A 19,989-nucleotide genomic window follows, 5' to 3' on the forward strand; every position below is an offset into this window, starting at 1 on the left:
CGATCAGCGCGGCCGCAGCCGCCTTCGGTCCGCGGCTCTGGCTGAACCCGAACGAGATGCCGCGGCTGCTCGAGCTGTGGGTGAAGGCTTCCTTGAGGCTGTCATGGTGGTCGATCCGCGCGCGGGTGCGGATGTAGGCTTCGGCCTCGGGTCGACGCAGCCACGCTGCAAACGCGGGGCATCCAGCAGTCGGTCGCCGTGCGCGGTGTCGGGCAGGAACACGTGGTTGCCTGCAACGCTGCGGATCGCCCACAGCCCGACGATGGCATGGCCGTTGATGGTCACCCCCTGCAGCGACGACGGCCGGGTGCGCTGCGGCTCCAGCTGCGCGTGCGCGGCCTGCAGCGCGCGGTAGCTGGCCTCGTCGAGCGTTCCGTCCTGCCTGGCCACTTCGATCATCCAGGCGGTGCGCGCGCGGATCTGGTCGCCCAGCGCGGCGGCCAGTACCGGGCCGTCGGCGCTGTGCGGCAGCGCTTTCAGATGATTCATATACGCATCGCCCAGGCGGTTGCTCTCGGCAAAGTCCTCCAGCTCAGCGCAGATCGCACGGCGCAGCGAGGCGTCCCGCAGCGTGGCGCTCAGCGCCGCGTCTTCGCGCAGCGCACCCTGCGCATCGCGCCGGTAGGCGACCAGCTGCATGGCGTCGAGGGTGTCGTCGTCCAGCCATGCCGCCGGTTCCAGCCGCGCGTTCGGCAGGCCGCCGGCATCCGGCGACCAGTCCGGCAGGTTGGCCGGCATGGCCGGGCGGCGCAGGCCCTGGCCCTGCCAGCCGTGGGTGGACCAGTCGGTCAGGTCCATTTCCTGGCCGCCTGCGCGCAGCCGGACCAGGTCCGGATCGAAGTCCTGCAGTGGGCCCTCGAACCCGGCCCCGCGCAGCGCGCGGACCATGGCTTCGGTGACGCTGGCATGCGCGTGGGTGTGCAGCGTCTGCAGCACCCGGTCCTGCACCTGCCCATACGCGGCTTCGGCGGCGGTGTTGGCGATGCCCAGCGGGCTCCAGCGCAGCTGGTTGCGTTGCAGCTGCTCCCGGGCCAGGACCTCGCCGTGCGTGACCAGGGTGTCAGCCCAGTCCTGCCGCGCCCCTTCGGCGTGGTCGACCCGGGCGAAGGCCAGCGTGAAGCTCTCGCCCGGGTCCCATGCCTGCGGCCCGCGCTGACCGCTCTGATGGCGCGCGAACCGTGCTTCCCACGACTGCACCAGCCCGCGCACTTCGGCGCGCTGGGCCGGCAGCGCGGCCTGCACGATGTCATCGGCCAGGGTGCGGTCGATCGCGCCGTTGGCGGCGAAGGCGCCGACGCGGGCGCGCTGGGTATCCAGGAACTGGCGGAACGCGGTTTCATCGCCGAAGGCGTGGAAGCTGGACAGGTCCGACCGGTACAGCACCACCTGGCCCTCGCTGCCCCGCTCCACACTGCGCAGCACCAGGTAGTTGGGCACCGCGATCGTCACGTCGGCGCCGCCGGGCAGGCGGTCGGTGTAGGTCAGCGTGGCGCGCTCAACCGCGCCGGTGCCCTGCAGGAAGCCCAGCACGATATCGGCGCCACGCCGGTGCGCGCCGCCGCTGCCCAGCACACCGTGCGCCTTGGCCTTGAGCGCATCGATCACCAGCCGTGCCTGCACGGTCTGGCTCAGCACCGGGCGCAGCTGTTCCGTGTGGGCGTTGATGGCCGCGCGCAGGCCCCGTGCCTCTGCGCTGCCGACGAAGGCGGCAAGCTGCGCGCTTTCCCTGTCGGTCACCTCAGTGCCTGCGCGAAGGAAGGCGTGCCTGTCGCCCACCTCGCGCGCCAAGGAGTACTGCAGCAGCGGCAGGCGGTCGTCCACGGCGATGCCGGCCACCTGGGTGTCGGGCAGTTTCACTTCGATGTCCTGCCAGGCGCCACGCCAACCGGCCTTCTGCAACGCGGCGCCCATCGCCGCGTCGGTAGCGGACTCCAACCCGGCCATGGTGGGGGCGAGCTCACGCAGCAGCTGCCATTGGCTCACCAGCAGTTCCTGCTCCGACGCGGGCAGCGTGTGGCGACCCATTCCCAGCCGGGCTGGGCGGCGATGTCGCGGGCGACCGCAACCGACCACAGGCGCATGGACTGCACCCGCTGCAGCAGCACAGGATCAGCACGCAGTCCGTCCAGCAGGTCCGCCGGAATGCCGCGCAGTGCGTTGCTGCTTGACGGAAGCGCCGGCGGGTTGACGGCGTCGGGCGCGGCGCGGCGCACGCGCCCGCCACGCTGCGTCATCTCGAGTTCGCCCAGCGCCAGATCCAGGCCGGTACCCCAGTGGCCGCTGGGAAGTGCGCTCACCTGCACAGCCAGGCGTTCGGCCAGTTCGGCCGGCGTTGCCGGTGCCGCGTCGGGCCAGAAGTAGTGCTTCAGCGCCACGGCCAGCGCGCCAGCGCCGGTTACCGCTGCCGCTGCTGCCACTGCAAGCGGTGTCTTGCGGATGCCAGGGAACACGCGCGTCGCCGCTGCGGTGGCGGCGCCCAACTCATTGGGCACCAGCGGCGTGGTCGAGGTGACGCCTTCCAGTGCCGAGCGCCCCATCAACGTCATTTCCACCGCAGGCGGTGCCTGGGGCACGGCGTGGAAGCCGCCGCGCGTGGCCTGGCCGAGTGCGGCGACGCCGGCACCCAGCCACGCGAGCCAGCCACCCCGCTGGCGGCTGGCGGGTGAGGTGGCAGCATCCGTAGCCGCTTCAACTGCGGTTGGCGGCGCGGCGATGGCACCGCCCTCCGCGAGCGTGCGCGGTGCACGCGCCAGTTGCACGTCATCCACGCGGGTGTCCCACGTCGGCACCACGGCGCTGCCGCGATCCACCGCGTGCTGGTGCAGGATCCGCGCCTGCTTCTGTTCTTCGGTGAGCTTGACCTTCGGCGCCGCAAGGTCGGCACCGTGGGTCGCTTCCACGGGCTTGTACAACGCGCCACCCACACCATTGAGCACGGCGAGCTGCTGCCAGTGCTTCGGCAGATCGGCGATGAATGATCCGATGCCCTGCACCGCGCCCGAAGGCGTGGGCAGCTGTTGCCGCAGCTGCCACAGCAGCGCCGCCACCGCCAACGCCGACAACAGGTGGCCGCCGCCGAGGTTGGGGCGCAGCTGCGCATCGGCCTGCGTCACGCTCTCATGCAGGGCCCATAGACCGTTCCGGACCGACTCGGGCAGCGACTGCACCAGCGCGTCGAAGTCGGCGTGGGTCCGCAGCGTGGGCAGTGCCGCCGCCAACGAGGGCAGCACGGTTGCCACGCTGCTCCACGTGCCGGTGAAGACGGTGCGCGCCAGCTGCCCTGCGCTGAGCGCACTGCCGGCCCAGCCGGGCAGTTCGGCCATGAGCGTGGTCCACGCGGCCCGGCTCAGCACGCTGTCCAGCGCATGGATGCCCAGGTTGCGCAGCACGGCCACGTCGTGTCCGCGCGCGGCCAGCGCCTGTTCCATGCACTGGATGATCGCCGCGCGCTCCTCCGGCGAGGCGGCCGACGCAAGGTACTTCTTCATCGTCCACGCCAGCGCCGTGCTTTCGGGTGCACCCGTGGCCAGGAGTGCGTCATGCACCGCCGCCTCGTGTGGACTCAGCGCCATATCCAGGGCGCTGGTGGCCGGTACGCACGGCGACGCTGCGTTGCCGACGTGGCGGGGCGCGTGATGGCTGGCAGGGTCCTGCGCCGCGCTGCCGTTGGGCGGCGCGCGATGGGGCGTGAGGTGCTGGAGGGTTGCAACGGGCGGCGGGAACGGGGGCATGGGGCGGTACTTCCGTGCGAAGCGGGGGCGGGCCGGCGCGGAAGGCGCGCGGCATGTCGTTGCCGCAGGGACGAGCGGCGCGGGATGATCACGCGCCGTGGGGAAATACCGATTGCACGAATTTATCGTTTGCCGCCGTTACGGTTGATACGCTCAATCAAGATTCAGACTAATTGCAGTTTTCGTCGCATTCGAACCGCTGTGCACAAAAAGAAAGCGCCCGAACCAGTCGGGCGCTTTCAGGGATGACACGCGATCAGGCTGTTGCCGTCAGCTCGACAGATACTCGATCGCCGCCACGCTGCCCAGGCGGTCGCCCAGGCGCTTCAGCAGCGCCAGACGGTTGCCGCGCAGCGCGGGATCTTCGGCATTGACCATCACCGCGTCGAAGAACGCATCCACCTGCGGGCGCAGGCGGGCCAGGCGCGCCAGCACGCTGACGTAATCCTTCTGGTGCAGGCTGGCATTGCTGTCGTCAATCGCCGCTTCGACGGCTTCGGCCAGTTCGCTTTCCGCCGGTTCGGCCAGCAGCGCCGGATCGACCATGCCCGGAATCGCACCCTCGGCCTTGCGCAGGATGTTGCGGATGCGCTTGTTGGCTGCGGCCAGCGCTTCGGCTTCCGGCAGCGCGGCGAAGATGCCGATGGCATCGATGCGGCGGTCGAAGTCGTACAGCGAGGCCGGCTTCAGTTCGGCCACCGCATTGAAGTGCGTGGCCGGCACGCCCTTGTCGGCGTAGTAGCCGCGCAGGCGGTCGATGATGAAGTCGTACAGTTCCTGCGGCAGCGCGTCGGTCTTGCGCTCGGCACTGGGCTGCACGGCGGCAGGCAGGCCGGCGAACGCCGTTTCCAGCAGCGCGCGCAGGTCCAGCTCGAAGCCCGATTCGATGATCGTGCGGGCCAGGCCCAGCGCATTGCGGCGCAGCGCGAACGGGTCCTTGTTGCCGGTCGGCTTCAGGCCTGCGGCGAAACCACCGGCCAGCGTGTCGGCACGCTCGGCGATGGCCAATACCTTGCCCAGGTCAGACAGTGCGATGTCATCGCCACCGAAGCGCGGCTGGTAGGCCTCGTCGATGGCCAGCGCGACCTCGGGCGATTCGCCACCGGTCACCGCGTAATGGCGGCCGGCGATGCCCTGCAGCTCGGGGAATTCGTTGACCATGCGCGACTGCAGGTCGTTCTTGGCCAGCACGGCCGCACGCTTGGCCAGCACCGGATCGGCGCCCACCTGCGGTGCGATCAGCCCGGCCAGCGCCACCACGCGCTGCACCTTGTCGGCCACCGAGCCCAGCTTGGCCTGGTAGGTGACGGTCTTCAGACCCTCGCCCATCGCTTCCAGGCCCTGCTTGAGGTCTTCATCGAAGAAGAACTTGGCGTCGGCAAAGCGCGGGCGGATCACCCGCTCGTAGCCCTTGGACACCTCGGCCACGTTCTTCGATTCGATGTTGGCGATGCCGATGAACTTCTCGGTCAGCTTGCCGCTGGTATCGAGCACCGGGAAGAACTTCTGGTTGATTTCCATCGTCTCAATCAGCGCTTCCTGCGGCACCGCCAGGAATTCGCGTTCGAAACTGCACAGCACCGGCGCCGGCCATTCGACCAGGTTGACCACCTGTTCCAGGTTGTCATCGGTGATGCGCGCCTTGCCACCGGCGGCGGCGGCTTCGGCGTTGACCGCGTCCACGATGCGGGTGCGGCGCGCATCGGCGTCCACCAGCACATACGCAGCCTGCAGCGAGCTCACGTAGTCGTCCGGCGAGGACAGCCACACGGTCTTGTCGTGCATGAAGCGATGGCCGCGGCTCATGCGGTCGGACTTCAGGCCCAGCACCTCGGCTTCGATCACGTCCTTGCCGTGCAGCAGCACCAGCCAATGCACCGGGCGGGCGAAGCCGTAGCTGTGGCTGCCCCAGCGCATCGGCTTGGGAATGGGCATGGCGGCAATCGCCTCGGCCAGGATCTCCGGCAGCAGCGCAGCGGTGCGCGCGCCCGGGGTGACCGAACGGTGCACGAAACGCTCGCCCTTGGCATCGCTGGTGCGCTCCAGCGCGGTCCAGTCGATCCCGGCCTTGGCCGCGAAGCCCTGCAGCGCCTTGGTCGGCTGGCCGTCGGCGTCCAGCGCGATGTTCAGGTACGGGCCCAGCACTTCACCGCGCTGTTCCGGCTGCTCCACGGCCACGCCGGGCAGCAGCACCGCCAGCCGGCGCGGGGTGGACAGCGGCTTGGCGTCGCCGCGTTCCACGGCCACGCCACGCTTGGTCAGGCCGTCCACCACGCCATCGAAGAACGCCTGGGCCAGGCCCGGCAGCGCCTTCACGGGCAGTTCTTCGGTACCCAGTTCAATCAGCAGCGGCAGCATCGCGCTCATGCCTGCACCTCCTTGGCGGCCACCGCTTCGAGGCGCTTGGCTTCATACAGTTTCGCCACCGCCTGGGCCAGCGCGCGCACGCGCAGGATGTAGCGCTGGCGCTCGGTCACGCTGATCGCGCGGCGCGCATCCAGCAGGTTGAACGAATGGCTGGCCTTGCACACCTGCTCGTAGGCCGGCAGCGGCAGGCCCACGTCGACCAGCTTCTGGGCTTCCTTCTCGCACGCATCGAAACGGTGGAACAGTTCTTCCACGTCGGCGTATTCGAAGTTGTAGGTGCTCTGCTCCACTTCGTTCTGCAGGTACACATCGCCGTAGGTCACCGGCGTGCCATCCGGCCCGTAGGTCCAGACCAGGTCATACACGTTGTCGCAGTTCTGCAGGTACATGCACAGGCGTTCAAGACCGTAGGTGATCTCGCCCAGCACCGGCTTGCACTCCAGGCCACCGGCCTGCTGGAAGTAGGTGAACTGGGTCACTTCCATGCCGTTGAGCCAGACTTCCCAGCCCAGGCCCCAGGCGCCCAGGGTGGGCGATTCCCAGTTGTCCTCGACAAAGCGCAGGTCGTGCACCAGCGGGTCGATGCCCAGTGCCTTCAGCGAATCCAGGTACAGCTGCTGGATGTTGTCCGGGCTCGGCTTCATCGCCACCTGGTACTGGTAGTAGCGCTGCAGGCGGTTGGGGTTCTCGCCGTAGCGGCCGTCGGTGGGGCGGCGCGAGGGCTGCACGTACGCGGCATTCCAGCTTTCCGGGCCAATCGAGCGCAGGAAGGTCGCCGGGTGGAAGGTGCCGGCACCGACCTCCAGGTCCAGCGGCTGGATCAGCACGCAGCCCTGCTGCGCCCAATACTGGTTGAGGGTCTGGATCAGGCCCTGGAAAGTGATCGGAACGTTCTGGGTCGCGGACATGCGGCGGAGTCTTGCCTGCTCAGGGGGTGCGCTAGTATAGCGACGGACCGCCCGCCGGCATTCCAGGCAAGCTGCCATCACGCCGTGCAGGCCCCCGCTCCGAGGATTCTGGCGCCATGGAACACCGCTCACCGGCAACGCTCGCCCCCGTTCCTGCTCCGGGGCCCCTGCCGCCGGGCCGCCTGGATTTCGACCAAGTGGCGGCGGCCATGGTGGCCGACGGACTGGTCGCGGCCAGCGATGTCGAGCGCATCCGCTTTTCCGGCCAGGGCGCCCGCAACGCCAGTGAAGTGCACCCGCTGGTGCTGCTGGCCAACCTCAAGCTGGCGGCGGCCTCAGGCGGTGAGCTGGGCCTGGAACGGCTGACCGAATGGCTGGCCACCCGCACCGGCACCCGTTACCTGCGCATCGATCCGACCCGGGTGGATGTGGCGGCCGTGACCGCGCTGGTCTCGCATGCCTATGCCCGCCGCCACCGCTTCCTGCCGCTGGCGGTGGACAGCGAGCGGCTGCTGGTGGCCACCAGCGAGCCGTTGGCCCAGGAATGGCTGCTCGACCTGCAGCACCTGGCCCGGCGCCGGATCGAGCTGGCCATGGTCAACCCGCTGGACCTGCACCGCTACACGATGGAGTTCTACGGGGTGACCCGGTCGGTGCGCGGGGCGCGCGGCGACGTGCGCAGCGAAGCCAGCGGCATCCTGCCCAGCTTCGAACAGCTGGTGGAGCTGGGCCGTTCCGGCGATGTGAACGCCGATGACCAGCACGTGGTGCACATCGTGGACTGGCTGCTGCAGTACGCCTTCGAGCAGCGCGCTTCGGACATCCACCTGGAACCGCGGCGCGACATGGGGCGCATGCGTTTCCGCATCGACGGGGTGCTGCACAAGGTGTTCGAGGTACCGCCGGCGGTGATGACCGCGATGGTCAGCCGGATCAAGGTGCTGGGCCGCATGGACCTGGCCGAGCGCCGGCGGCCGCAGGATGGCCGCATCAAGACGCGCTCGCCGGGCGGTCGCGAGGTGGAAATGCGCCTGTCGACCATGCCCACCGCCTTCGGCGAGAAGTGCGTGATGCGCATCTTCGACCCGGATGCGGCCTTCAAGAGCATCGACCAGCTCGGTTTCAGCCCGCAGGAAGCGGCCGGCTGGACGGCGCTGGTGGAGCGCCCGCACGGCATCGTGCTGGTCACTGGCCCGACCGGTTCTGGCAAGACCACCACCCTGTATTCCACCCTGAAGCGGCTGGCCACGCCGGACGTGAACGTCTGCACGGTGGAAGACCCGATCGAGATGATCGCGCCGGAATTCAACCAGATGCAGGTGCAGACCAACATCGACCTGGATTTCGCCGCCGGCGTCCGTACCCTGCTGCGGCAGGACCCGGACATCATCATGATCGGCGAAATCCGCGACCTGGAAACGGCGCAGATGGCGGTGCAGGCCTCGCTGACCGGGCACCTGGTGCTGTCCACGCTGCACACCAACGACGCGCCCTCGGCGATCACCCGCCTGCTCGACCTGGGCGTGCCGCATTACCTGCTGGCCAGCACCATCAACGGGGTCCTGGCCCAGCGCCTGGTCCGCACGCTGTGCCCGCACTGCAAGGTGCCCAAGCCGCTCAGCGCGGCCCAATGGGGGGTGCTGGCTGATGCCGATGAGGCATTACCAGAGTCGCCCACGCCATATGCACCGGCCGGCTGCCTCGACTGCCGGCGCACCGGCTACATGGGCCGGGTAGGCCTGTATGAGTTGCTGCCATTGAGTTCGCGGCTGCGCGGGCTGATCCGGGCGGACATGGATCTGGCCGGTTTCAACCGGGCCGCGCGTGCTGAAGGAGTACGAACCCTGCGCCGCGCGGGGCTTGAAAAGGTGGCGGCAGGGCTGACTACAATCGAGGAAGTCCTCAGCGTGCTGCCTCCCCCCGATGAACCGCTCGCCTTTCCTGATTCTTGAAACCGGCCAACCGGTCGCCTCGCTGCGCCGGTACGGCCGTTTTCCGCACTGGATACGGGTCGCGGCGGGGCTGGATGCGGACGAGACGGTGGTGGTGGACGTGGAGCACGGCGGCGAGCTGCCCGACCACCGCGATTTCGCCGGGGTGATCATCAGCGGCTCGGCCGCCTACGTGACCGACCGCGCCGACTGGAGCGAGCGCAGTGCGCAGTGGCTGCGCACGGCCGCGCATGACAACCGACCGGTGTTCGGCATCTGCTACGGCCACCAGCTGCTGGCGCACGCGCTGGGCGGCGAGGTGGCCTACAACCCGGCCGGGCGCGAGTCGGGCACGATCGAGCTGGCGCTGGAGCCCTCTGCGGTGGACGACCCGCTGTTCGCGGGCCTGCCGGCGCGGTTCCCGGCCCACGCCACCCACCTGCAGACGGTGCTGCGCGCACCGGAGGGCGCGGCCATCCTGGCCCGCTCGGCGCAGGACAACTGCCACGCCTTCCGCTGGGGCCAGCAGGCCTGGGGCGTGCAGTTCCACCCGGAGTTCGCCACCCACCACATGCGCGGCTACGTGCGGGCGCGTGCCGAGTGCATTGGCCGCCACGGCGGCTGCGCGCGCAGCGTGGCGCGCGGTGTCAGTGCGGCCCCGCTGGCCCGCCAGCTGCTGCGCCGGTTCGTGCGCCAGGCACGCAACAACTGAAAGACCGCCGGAAGCGTCCTTTCCTTCAGGTGATGGGCACGGAAAACAGGGATAATCGTTGGGATTCGGGGCGCGCGCGCCCTTCCCCCCTGTTCCGGAATGGTATGAGCGAAATTCGCAAGCTGCCCGCCTCGGCGGGCGCCCAATGGCTGCTGGACGCGTTCACCCTGTACCGCCGCGCGCCGCTGCAACTGGCGGTCCTTGGCGTGATCGGCATGCTGGTCAGTTCCCTGATCCTGGTGCTGGCGCAGGCGTTGCCGAGCTGGCTGGGCATCCTGGTCCAGCTGGTCTCCGTGGCGGTGGGTCCGCTGGTGTTCGGCGGCATGCTGGTGGCGGTGAGCGAAGTGGCCCAGGGCCATCGCGCGTCGCCGGTGCACCTGCTGCAGCCGATCCGCGACCGCCGGGTGAGCCACCTGCTGGTGCCGCTGGCGATCCAGCTGATTGCGGTGATCGCGCTGGGTACCCTGCTGTACGTGATGATGGGCCCCGACGGTCTGACTGCCACGGCCGAGATGTTCCGCAAAATGCAGGAGCTGCAGCAGTCCGGCGCCACGCCGAGCAATGAGCAGACCATGGCGCTGATGACCGGCGTGCCGGTGATGCGGATCCTGCTGTGGCTGCTGATCGCCTTCGGCACGTTCGTGGCGCTGAGCATGGCGATGTTCACCCAGCCGGCGCTGGTGGTGTTCGACCACCAGAGCGGCATGCACGCGCTGCGCATGAGCCTGCAGGGCTGCATCCGCAATTTCGGCGCGATGGCGGTGTTCATGCTGCTGGGCCTGATCGCGGCGATGTGCATCTACTTCGTGATGATCATCGTGATGCAGCTGGCGCTGATGGCCGGCGGCGCCGGTGCAGCCGCGTTCGTGATGCAGCTGACCAACACCGCCGTGATCATGCCGCTGTACGTGGGCGCGGTATACGCCGCCTGGAACCAGATGTTCGCCCACCGCGGCCGCGCCGCCCCGCCGCCGGTTCCGCCGTCGAACGGGCCGGGGAACATTTTCGCGGCTTGATGTTCTTGGGCTGGCGTCAACGTCAACTGCAGCGTTTCTGTTGATACGGGTTGGGGCCGGGCGACGGGCAGCCCGACCCCGTCAAGCCTCGCGGTGTGCGGATGGAAGAGCAGCGACGCAGGGCGTCGCTCTACGATGCGCGCGCGATGTATCCGGTAATGCATTGAGAGAATCAACGACGTAGAGCGACGCCCTGCGTCGCTGCTTTGCTTTGCTTTCGTATCCGCACTCGCGATGCACGAGAGGGGAGGCCGGCGGGCAGCCCCTGTAGGGACTGTCAAAAACATGGGTCCGGCGCATGCGCCGGACGGGTTGGGCAGGACGCCCAACCCCGGCCTTGCCGTGTACGCAGGATTGCGTACACGCGCAAGTTTTTGCCAAGCCTCCATGGATGGATTCACGGCGTGTCCCGTAAGGGGCTGCCCGTCGGCCTCCCCAGCACGTAGCAACCGAAACGCTGCTTTAAAGCTCTAAAGCTCTAAAAGCGCTACTGCGCCTGGGGCTCGTCGCCCTTGGCCGGCACCAGCCACCGCGACGCATGAATCCCCAGCTCATAAAGCAGGCACATGGGAATCGCCAGCATCAACTGGGACACCACGTCCGGCGGCGTCAACACAGCCGCCAGCACGAAGATGCCCACGATCGCGTAACCACGGCCGTCCTTGAACTGCTGCGGCGTGATCCACCCCAGCAGGGTCAGGATCACCATCGCCACCGGCAGTTCGAAACTGCTGCCGAACGCGAAGAAGATCGCCAGCACGAAATCCAGGTACGCATTCGCGTCCGGCGTGATCGCAATCACCTCCGGGCGGAACGTGGTCAGGAAGTGGAAGACCGCCGGCAGCACCAGGAAGTACGCAAACGCGCAGCCGATGTAGAACAGCAGCACCGAGGTTGCCAGCAACGGTACCGCCAGGCGCTTTTCGCGCGCGTACAGGCCGGGCGCCACGAACGCCCACAGCTGGTACAGCAGCCACGGTACCGCGATGAACACGGCCACGAAGAAGGTCAGCTTCAGCGGTGCGAAGAACGCGCCGGCCGGGTTGGTCGCGATCATCGACTGCCCGTTCGGCAGCTGCGAGATCAACGGCTGCGCCAACCACGTGTAGATCTGCCGCGAGAACGGCATCAACCCCAGCAGCACCACGCCCAGCCCGATCAGCGCACGCATCAGGCGCGCGCGCAGTTCGATCAGGTGTTCGATCAACCCGCTTTCCGGCGACTCGTTACCGCTCATCGCGGGGCCTCCGGCGTCGAAGGCGGCGGATCGCGCGGCGCCTGCCCGTCGATGCCCGGCGGTGCCATCGCATCGCGCGGTTCTTCAGGTACAGCGTCCGGCTCGGGTGCCACCACGTGCTGGGCCACGCTCGCCGGCGAACCCGGCGCGGGCCCGGTCATGACCGGCTCGTCGGTGCTGGCCGGCGTATCGCCATCGCGCTGCACCTGGTTGCGCACCTGCTCGGCTTCGCGGCGGACCGCCTCACCACTGGCACGCAGCTGCGCCTCGGTGTCGCGCACCGAATCCTGCGCATCGCGGAACTGGCGCTTGATCTCATCGGCGTGCAGTTCGCGTTCCAGCTCCTGCTTCACCGAATCCCACTGGTTGCGCGCGCGCCGCACCCACAGCCCCGCGAAGCGGGCTGCCTTGGGCAGACGCTCGGGACCCAGCACGACCAACGCTACTACCGCGATGACCAGCAGTTCACTGAAACCGATGTCGAACACGCCATGCCGCCCCGATCAGCGCCGGTCGCGATCGTGCTCGTTCTGCGATGTCGTCGTCGAATCCTGCGGACGCGACTCATCGCTCAGGTGCGCGGTCGGCTTGTCCTCGTCGCGCATGCCCTTCTTGAATTCCTTCACGGCACTGCCAAGGTCCTTGGCGCCACTGGTCAGCTTCTTGGTGCCGAACACCAGCAGAACGATGACCAGTACCACCACCCAATGCCACAAGCTCATACTGCCCATGATGTTCTGCTCGCATTACCCGGTTACAAGGACTTGAGCATAGCGCACCGCCGGTAGGGCGGCGCGCGTGACGAAAGTCAGTTGCCGTCCAGTGATTCGGTGCGCACTTCGCCTTCGCCCACCGGCTGGAAGCCCTGCTGCGGTGCCGGCTGCGCCGGTACGGCCTGCAGCGGCGCGGTGGTAGCGCCTGCAGTGGCCTGTTCAGCCACCGCCGGCGCGGCCTGCGGCGCCGGGCCGGCCGGGCGCGGGGCCGGAGCGCTGCCGCCCGTACCGCGCTTCTGGCGCGCCGAGTAGGTCGCTTCTTCCAGGCGGTCGCGGAACGCGACCACGTCCATCGACGGCGCCTCGCCCATGCGGCCTTCGAACACCATGCGCGGCGTGGTGTTGCTGCCGTAGGCGTCCAGGTTGGCGGCATCGTCGATCTGCAGCACCGCGCCATCGAGCGCCACGCCGGCGAACAGACCGCGCGCGCGCGACCAGGACCAGATCTCGGCCTTCAGCTGGCCGTCGGTGGCGGCGGCGGCGTTGCGCCCCACCGGACCGGCCGCGACCCCGGCATCGGCGCCAAGGGTGAACTTGCCGTTGACGAGATTGTCCAGGCTGCGGTCATTGCGGAACACCAGCACCACGTCCGACGACTGCACGCCGGCCTGGAAGCCGATGCTGCCGCCGGTAAGCTTCATGAACACGGGGTTGGACCAGCTGCCGTCGGCATTCTTCACCGACATCACGCCATGGCCGCGGCGGCCGCCGATGACCAGGCCGGCCTTGATCGTGTCGGGAATGACGACGATTGCCCGCGCTTCGTCCAGCAACTTGTCGGGAATGCCCTGTTCCGGGATTTCCTGGATGTCATTCAACACGCGCACCGCGTTGCGGGCGCGTTGGTCCTCCTCCGGCCCGGCCATCGCCTGGGTCGACAGCAGGCTGGCGGAGATCAGCAGTACAAGGCTCAAACGGCGCATGGGTGCTCCAAAAGGGGGGCGATACGTAACTACCCGAAATTAGTGGGGTTCCAATGAATCCGCAATGAGTATGTGCTCCCGGTCGCGCAGACCTGCGAGAATGGTCCCCATGCTCGACGCACCCGACACCGCCGTGCTGGCGGTCAATCTAGGCACACCCGAGACGCCCACCGCTCCGGCGGTCCGGCGCTACCTGGCCGAATTCCTCAGCGACCCGCGCGTGGTCGCGATTCCTGCGCTGCTGTGGAAACCCCTGCTCTATGGGGTGATCCTGCCGCTGCGCAGTGGTCGCTCGGCGGCCAAGTACGCCCAGGTCTGGCTGCCCGACGGGTCCCCCTTGATGGTGTACACGCGCCGCCTGGCCGAGGCCATGCAGCAGCTGATGCCCAACCTGCGCGTACGCCATGCCATGCGGTACGGCGCGCCCGCGCTCACCGCCGAGCTGGACCGGCTGGCCGCCGAAGGCATGCGCCGGATCGTGGTACTGCCGCTGTACCCGCAGTACTCGACCACCACCACCGCCTCCATCGAAGACCAGGTGCGCGACTGGCAGCCCCGCCACCCCGGCGTCACCGTCACCCTGGTGCGCGATTACGCGGTGGACCCGGACTGGGTCGCAGCGGTGGCCGGCAGCATCCGCCAATGGTGGGCGCAGCACGGTCGTGGCGAGCAGCTGGTGTTTTCCTTCCACGGCATTCCGCAGCGCCTGGCCGACGCGGGCGACCCGTATCCGCAGCGTTGCGAAGCCAGTGCGCAGGCGATCGCGCAGGCACTTGGCCTGGCCGACGGCGAGTGGCAGCTCACCTACCAGTCGCGCTTCGGCCGCGAGAAGTGGCTGCAGCCTTATGCCGAACCCACGCTGTGGGCGATGGCCGAGCGCGGTGTCAAGCAGATCGACGTGGTCTGCCCCGGCTTCGCCACCGACTGCCTGGAGACGCTGGAGGAAGTGGCGATGGGCTTCACCGAAACCGTCGCCGCACGCGGCGCGCAGATGCGCTACATCCCCTGCCTCAACGCCGATCCCGCACACGCCCTGGCGTTGTCGCGGCTGAGCATCGCGGCGTTGGCATGACGCTCGAACCGTTCGTACTGCCGGTGGCCGGCACCACCGTGGCTGGCCTGCGTTCCACGGTTGCTGAAGGGACGCGCGTGCTGGCCCTGCACGGCTGGCTCGACAACGCCGCCAGCTTCGTGCCGTTGGCCACGGCACTACCGGGGCTGGACCTGGTGGCCATCGACCTGCCCGGGCACGGGCACAGCTCACACATGCCGCCGGGCACGCAGTACAACACCCCGGGTGCCATCTGCCATGTGCTCGAGGTCGCCGACGCGCTGGGCTGGCAGCGTTTCACGCTGCTGGGCCATTCGATGGGCGCCGGCATTGCCAGCCTTACCGCCGCCGCCGCGCCCGAGCGCGTGGAGCGGCTGATTGCCATCGAAGCACTGGGTGGCCTGCGCGGGCCGGAAGACGAAACCGCGCAGCTCCTTCGCGAGCATGTGCGCGCCGTGCGCGCGTTGCCGTCGAAGAAACTGCGCGTGTTCTCCGATCTGGCCGCGCCGGTGCGCGCGCGCATGATGGCCAACCAGCTCAGCGAGCCGTGCGCGCGCCTGCTGGTCGAACGCGGCGTCATGCCGGTGGAAGGCGGCTACAGCTGGTGCAGTGACCAGCGCCTGATGCTGCCCACCGCGATGCGCTTGAGTGAGGCGCAGATCGACGACCTGCTGGCGGCTATCGAATGCCCCACCCAGGTGATCTACGCCACGCCAGCACAGTCGTATTACCCCGAGCCACTGCGCAGCGAGCGCATCAGGCTGCTGCGCGATGGCCGCCTGAATGTATTCCCTGGCACCCATCACCTGCACATGGAGCACCCGGCACTGGTCGCCGAGGTCATCGCCCGCTTCCTCGCCGCGTAACCCCCTGCGACACACGGTCGCACTCAATTTCCATCGGTGATGTCCGATACCGATGACGCAGGCCCGCAAGGATCGCCTGTGTCGTCGCCTGCTCCGCCGTCTGCGAAGCCGCGTGTCATCCGGCTTCCAAGGAAGGAGTGCTCCCCCCGCATCCACGTCTCTGCAAGGTCTTCCGCCGATGGGTCGCCGGACCTCGCATCCGTCTGTCCGCGTTCCAGCGGAGGACGTTCCGTACCGCACTGTTTCTGGAGTCATCATGTCTGCCATCCCCCACCCTTCCTCACGTCCACCCGACGCAACACTGCTCTCACCTGCGTTGCACCTGCACCCACGCGGGGAGCGCGCCCTTGCAGGGCTGCTCTCCACTGGGCTGGTTGGCGGCCTTGCTGGCGCACTGTGGCACCAACAGAGCGTCACCGTGCTTGGCATCGCGATCGCGACCGGCGCGCTGGTGGTGCTGGCACCGCGGATGCGACGGAACAGCCGTCAGCTGCGCGCTGAGTTGGCCCGGCTATCCGCAGGCCATGGGCAGCTGCAGGCGCGGTGCGCCCGCGAGCAGGCCGGTGCTGCGGCCGACGCCGCGCTTCGCCTGGCGCTGGAGGTCTCGCACACGGCGATGATGATTGCCGATGCGTCCCACGTGATCCGCTATGTGAATCCCGCCGTAGTGCGCCTGCTGCGCAACCAGCAGGCCAACCTGCGCGAGGCGTTTCCGGACTTTGATGCTGACACCCTGGTGGGCACCAGCATCCATCGCTTCCACGCAAACCCCGATCGCATCCGCGCCATCCTGGACACCCTGCAGGCAACCCATCATGGGCGCGTGCGGATCGGGCCCGTGCACTTTGCCCAGGTGGTAAGCCCGATGTTCGATGCCGCCGGTGCACGCGTCGGCTTCGCCGTTGAATGGCACGACCGTACCCAGGAGCTGGTGCTCGAAACGGCCGTGGCCGAGATCGTGGACGCCGCCACCCGTGGCGACCTCGACCGGCGCCTGCCGCGCGCCGCCAGCGGTGCCGCCTTCATGGATGGCCTCACCACCGGCATCAACCAGCTGCTGGAACAGGTGGGCAGCACCGTCGGCAATCTGCGCCGCGTTCTGTCTGCCCTGGCCGAGGGTGATCTGGGCCAGCGCATGCAGGGCGACTACGAGGGATCATTCGCCGCCATGCAGCGCGATGCCAATGCCACCGCCATCCAGCTCGGCAACATGGTTGAACGCATCCGGCGCAGTGCCGGCGCGATCGCGCTGGGCGCTGAGGAGATCGCCAGCGGCAACCATGATCTCTCCACCCGCACGGAACGGCAGGCGGCACATCTGGAAGAAACGGCCTCTTCGATGGAAGAGCTCACCGCGACGGTTCGGCAGAACGCAGAACACGCACGCAACGCCAGCACGCTGGCGCGTGGGGCGCAGGAGGTAGCCGACCGTGGCAGCACGGTGGTGGGGCGCGTGGTCAGCACCATGGACAGCATCCACGTTGCATCCAAGCGGATCGGCGAGATCACCGGCGTCATCGATGGCATCGCCTTCCAGACCAACATCCTTGCCCTCAACGCGGCGGTCGAGGCGGCACGTGCCGGTGACCAGGGCCGTGGCTTCGCGGTGGTGGCCAGCGAAGTGCGCAGCCTGGCGCAGCGTTCGGCCGAGGCCGCGCGTGAGATCCGGCAGTTGATCGATGCATCGGTCAGCGAGGTAGCCGATGGCGCCCGGTTGGCGCAGGACGCTGGCCGCACCATGCAGGAGATCGTCGGCAGCGTGGCCGGGGTCAGCGGCATCATGGCCAGCATCGCCGCGGCGTCGCAGGAACAGGCCGCCGGCATCGACCAGATCAACCAGACCGTAGTGCAGATGGATGAGGCGACCCAGCAGAACGCGGCGTTGGTCGAAGAAGCCAGCGCGGCCGCGCGTGAGCTGGAACAGCAGGCAGCAGGCCTCACCGAGGCCGTTGCAGCGTTCCGTTGAGGTGTTTTAGGTGGTAGATCACGACCGTTGGTCGTGATGCCCGGGAGGCGCCCTGAGGGGCGCCTTTTTGATGCATCCGGTGGGTGCCGACCGTTGGTCGCCACGCGTTGACGCAAAGAAAAAACCCCGCTGCGTAAGCAGCGGGGTTTTTGGGTGTAAACCCTGGCGATGACCTACTCTCGCATGGCTTGAGCCACACTACCATCGGCGCAGCTGCGTTTCACTTCCGAGTTCGGGATGGGATCGGGTGGTTCCACAGCGCTAATTTCACCAGGGAGACGGTTGGAGCGTCGCGATGTCGTGATTTTCCCTTTGGGAAAAAGCACGGCCATACTGCGCCTGCCTCTCATAGTTCTTGTGACGTAGCGTGCACTTGGTATCTATCGACATGTCATGTCGGCCAAGGCAACTTGAGGTTATATGGTCAAGCCACACGGATCATTAGTATCAGTTAGCTCAATACATTGCTGTACTTACACACCTGACCTATCAACCACATAGTCTATATGGTTCCTTCAGGGGGCTTGTGCCCCGGGAGATCTCATCTTGAGGCGCGCTTCCCGCTTAGATGCTTTCAGCGGTTATCGCTTCCGAACATAGCTACCCGGCAATGCCACTGGCGTGACAACCGGAACACCAGAGGTTCGTCCACTCCGGTCCTCTCGTACTAGGAGCAGCCCCTCTCAAATCTCCAACGCCCATGGCAGATAGGGACCGAACTGTCTCACGACGTTCTGAACCCAGCTCGCGTACCACTTTAAATGGCGAACAGCCATACCCTTGGGACCGACTACAGCCCCAGGATGTGATGAGCCGACATCGAGGTGCCAAACACCGCCGTCGATATGAACTCTTGGGCGGTATCAGCCTGTTATCCCCGGAGTACCTTTTATCCGTTGAGCGATGGCCCTTCCATACAGAACCACCGGATCACTAAGTCCTAGTTTCCTACCTGCTTGATCCGTCGATCTTGCAGTCAAGCACGCTTATGCCTTTGCACACAGTGCGCGATGTCCGACCGCGCTGAGCGTACCTTCGAGCTCCTCCGTTACTCTTTAGGAGGAGACCGCCCCAGTCAAACTACCCACCATACACGGTCCCCGACCCAGATAATGGGCCCAGGTTAGAACGTCAAGCACGACAGGGTGGTATTTCAAGGATGGCTCCACCACAGCTAGCGCCATGGTTTCATAGCCTCCCACCTATCCTACACAGACGAACTCAACGTTCAGTGTAAAGCTATAGTAAAGGTTCACGGGGTCTTTCCGTCTTGCCACGGGAACGCTGCATCTTCACAGCGATTTCAATTTCACTGAGTCTCGGGTGGAGACAGCGCCGCTGTCGTTACGCCATTCGTGCAGGTCGGAACTTACCCGACAAGGAATTTCGCTACCTTAGGACCGTTATAGTTACGGCCGCCGTTTACTGGGGCTTCGATCAAGAGCTTCGCCTTGCGGCTGACCCCATCAATTAACCTTCCAGCACCGGGCAGGCGTCACACCCTATACGTCCACTTTCGTGTTTGCAGAGTGCTGTGTTTTTGATAAACAGTCGCAGCGGCCTGGTTTCTGCGGCCCTCTTCAGCTATAGCTCGCATGAGCCACCAAAAAGGGCGCACCTTCTCCCGAAGTTACGGTGCCATGTTGCCTAGTTCCTTCACCCGAGTTCTCTCAAGCGCCTGAGAATTCTCATCCTACCCACCTGTGTCGGTTTACGGTACGGTCTGCGTAAGCTGAAGCTTAGGAGCTTTTCCTGGAAGCGTGGTATCAGTGACTTTGTCTTAAAGACTCGTCTCGGTGCTCGGTCTTGAAGGATCCCGGATTTGCCAAAGATCCAAACCTACCGCCTTTCCCCCGGACAACCAACGCCGGGTACACCTAACCTTCTCCGTCCCTCCATCGCACTTACGCGAGGTGCAGGAATATTAACCTGCTTCCCATCGACTACGACTTTCGTCCTCGCCTTAGGGGCCGACTCACCCTGCGCCGATTAACGTTGCGCAAGGAAACCTTGGGCTTTCGGCGTGCGGGTTTTTCACCCGCATTATCGTTACTCATGTCAGCATTCGCACTTCCGATACCTCCAGCAGACTTCTCAATCCACCTTCAACGGCTTACGGAACGCTCCTCTACCGCGTACATATAAATATGCACACCCCAAGCTTCGGTTCACTGCTTAGCCCCGTTAAATCTTCCCCGCAGACCGACTCGACCAGTGAGCTATTACGCTTTCTTTAAAGGGTGGCTGCTTCTAAGCCAACCTCCTGGCTGTCTGTGCCTTTCCACATGGTTTTCCACTTAGCAGTGAATTTGGGACCTTAGCTGTGGGTCTGGGTTGTTTCCCTTTTCACGACGGACGTTAGCACCCGCCGTGTGTCTCCCATACAGTCCGTCTCGGTATTCGGAGTTTGCAATGGTTTGGTAAGTCGCGATGACCCCCTAGCCATAACAGTGCTCTACCCCCGAGAGGATACATATGAGGCGCTACCTAAATAGCTTTCGAGGAGAA

14 protein-coding genes and 2 rRNA genes (1 of these 16 only partly in view) are annotated in these 19,989 nt (G+C 66.7%); 6 read left to right on the plus strand and 10 right to left on the minus strand.

Annotation, left to right across the window (positions count from 1 at the left end; genetic code table 11):
* Window positions 1–3: 3 nt before the first annotated feature.
* The 4 genes from NMB40_RS17905 to glyQ all read right to left on the minus strand — a co-directional run bounded on the left by NMB40_RS17905 (window position 4) and on the right by glyQ (window position 7,006).
* Entirely contained in the window at window positions 4–1,983 is a 1,980-nt protein-coding gene (locus NMB40_RS17905; RefSeq protein ID WP_494359310.1) for a hypothetical protein, read from the minus strand.
* Window positions 1,980–3,731: a hypothetical protein gene (locus NMB40_RS17910; RefSeq protein ID WP_494359311.1), complete on the minus strand. Its 1,752-nt coding sequence runs from the start codon at window positions 3,729–3,731 to the stop codon at window positions 1,980–1,982. Before NMB40_RS17910 ends, NMB40_RS17905 begins: the two co-directional genes overlap by 4 nt.
* A 270-nt stretch (window positions 3,732–4,001) precedes the next feature.
* The gene (glyS, locus tag NMB40_RS17915; protein WP_494359312.1) at window positions 4,002–6,098 is read right to left on the minus strand and encodes a glycine--tRNA ligase subunit beta; all 2,097 of its coding nucleotides are present in this window, start codon (window positions 6,096–6,098) and stop codon (window positions 4,002–4,004) included.
* Window positions 6,095–7,006, minus strand: coding sequence for a glycine--tRNA ligase subunit alpha (gene glyQ / locus NMB40_RS17920; protein WP_494359313.1), 912 nt, complete (start codon window positions 7,004–7,006; stop codon window positions 6,095–6,097). The genes glyS and glyQ overlap by 4 nt, the downstream gene beginning before the upstream one ends.
* A 116-nt stretch (window positions 7,007–7,122) precedes the next feature.
* Here glyQ and NMB40_RS17925 point away from each other — a divergent pair, with 116 nt between their 5' ends.
* The 3 genes from NMB40_RS17925 to NMB40_RS17935 all read left to right on the plus strand — a co-directional run bounded on the left by NMB40_RS17925 (window position 7,123) and on the right by NMB40_RS17935 (window position 10,665).
* On the plus strand, window positions 7,123–8,958 hold the full coding sequence (locus NMB40_RS17925; RefSeq protein WP_494359314.1) for a GspE/PulE family protein: 1,836 nt from the start codon (window positions 7,123–7,125) through the stop codon (window positions 8,956–8,958).
* The gene (locus NMB40_RS17930; protein ID WP_068847921.1) at window positions 8,930–9,649 is read left to right on the plus strand and encodes a glutamine amidotransferase; all 720 of its coding nucleotides are present in this window, start codon (window positions 8,930–8,932) and stop codon (window positions 9,647–9,649) included. Before NMB40_RS17925 ends, NMB40_RS17930 begins: the two co-directional genes overlap by 29 nt.
* A 104-nt stretch (window positions 9,650–9,753) precedes the next feature.
* A complete protein-coding gene (locus NMB40_RS17935; RefSeq protein WP_448143913.1) occupies window positions 9,754–10,665 on the plus strand; it encodes a BPSS1780 family membrane protein in 912 nt (303 codons plus the stop codon).
* A gap of 487 nt (window positions 10,666–11,152) precedes the next feature.
* Here the strand turns inward: NMB40_RS17935 and tatC are convergent, their stop codons facing one another.
* The 4 genes from tatC to NMB40_RS17955 all read right to left on the minus strand — a co-directional run bounded on the left by tatC (window position 11,153) and on the right by NMB40_RS17955 (window position 13,598).
* Window positions 11,153–11,902, minus strand: a complete 750-nt coding sequence (gene tatC, locus NMB40_RS17940) for a twin-arginine translocase subunit TatC (protein ID WP_068847925.1) — start codon at window positions 11,900–11,902, stop codon at window positions 11,153–11,155.
* Entirely contained in the window at window positions 11,899–12,390 is a 492-nt protein-coding gene (tatB, locus tag NMB40_RS17945) for a Sec-independent protein translocase protein TatB (RefSeq protein ID WP_448143914.1), read from the minus strand. Before tatB ends, tatC begins: the two co-directional genes overlap by 4 nt.
* 15 nt (window positions 12,391–12,405) lie before the next feature.
* On the minus strand, window positions 12,406–12,633 hold the full coding sequence (tatA, locus tag NMB40_RS17950) for a Sec-independent protein translocase subunit TatA (RefSeq protein WP_217538947.1): 228 nt from the start codon (window positions 12,631–12,633) through the stop codon (window positions 12,406–12,408).
* A 77-nt stretch (window positions 12,634–12,710) separates the two neighbouring features.
* Window positions 12,711–13,598 (minus strand): lipid-binding SYLF domain-containing protein, encoded by an 888-nt coding sequence (locus NMB40_RS17955; RefSeq protein WP_494359315.1) that lies wholly within the window; start codon window positions 13,596–13,598, stop codon window positions 12,711–12,713.
* Between the two features lie 109 nt (window positions 13,599–13,707).
* On the opposite strand from NMB40_RS17955, the gene hemH reads away from it, so the two are divergent.
* The 3 genes from hemH (at window position 13,708) to NMB40_RS17970 (ending at window position 17,481) form a co-directional block, all read left to right on the plus strand.
* Complete coding sequence (gene hemH / locus NMB40_RS17960) at window positions 13,708–14,670, plus strand: ferrochelatase (RefSeq protein ID WP_494359316.1); 963 nt, start codon at window positions 13,708–13,710, stop codon at window positions 14,668–14,670.
* Window positions 14,667–15,515 carry an alpha/beta fold hydrolase gene (locus NMB40_RS17965; protein ID WP_494359317.1) on the plus strand — a complete coding sequence of 283 codons (849 nt, stop codon included), beginning with the start codon at window positions 14,667–14,669 and terminating at the stop codon, window positions 15,513–15,515. Before hemH ends, NMB40_RS17965 begins: the two co-directional genes overlap by 4 nt.
* Before the next feature lie 256 nt (window positions 15,516–15,771).
* Window positions 15,772–17,481 carry a methyl-accepting chemotaxis protein gene (locus NMB40_RS17970; RefSeq protein WP_494359318.1) on the plus strand — a complete coding sequence of 570 codons (1,710 nt, stop codon included), beginning with the start codon at window positions 15,772–15,774 and terminating at the stop codon, window positions 17,479–17,481.
* A 160-nt stretch (window positions 17,482–17,641) separates the two neighbouring features.
* Here NMB40_RS17970 and rrf read toward each other — a convergent pair.
* Window positions 17,642–17,756 (minus strand): 5S ribosomal RNA (rrf, locus tag NMB40_RS17975).
* Window positions 17,757–17,901: 145 nt separating this feature from the next.
* Window positions 17,902–19,989, minus strand: a 23S ribosomal RNA gene (locus NMB40_RS17980); it runs 791 nt beyond the window's last position.

It is taken from the genome of Stenotrophomonas sp. FBCC-B152, from assembly GCF_059134105.1.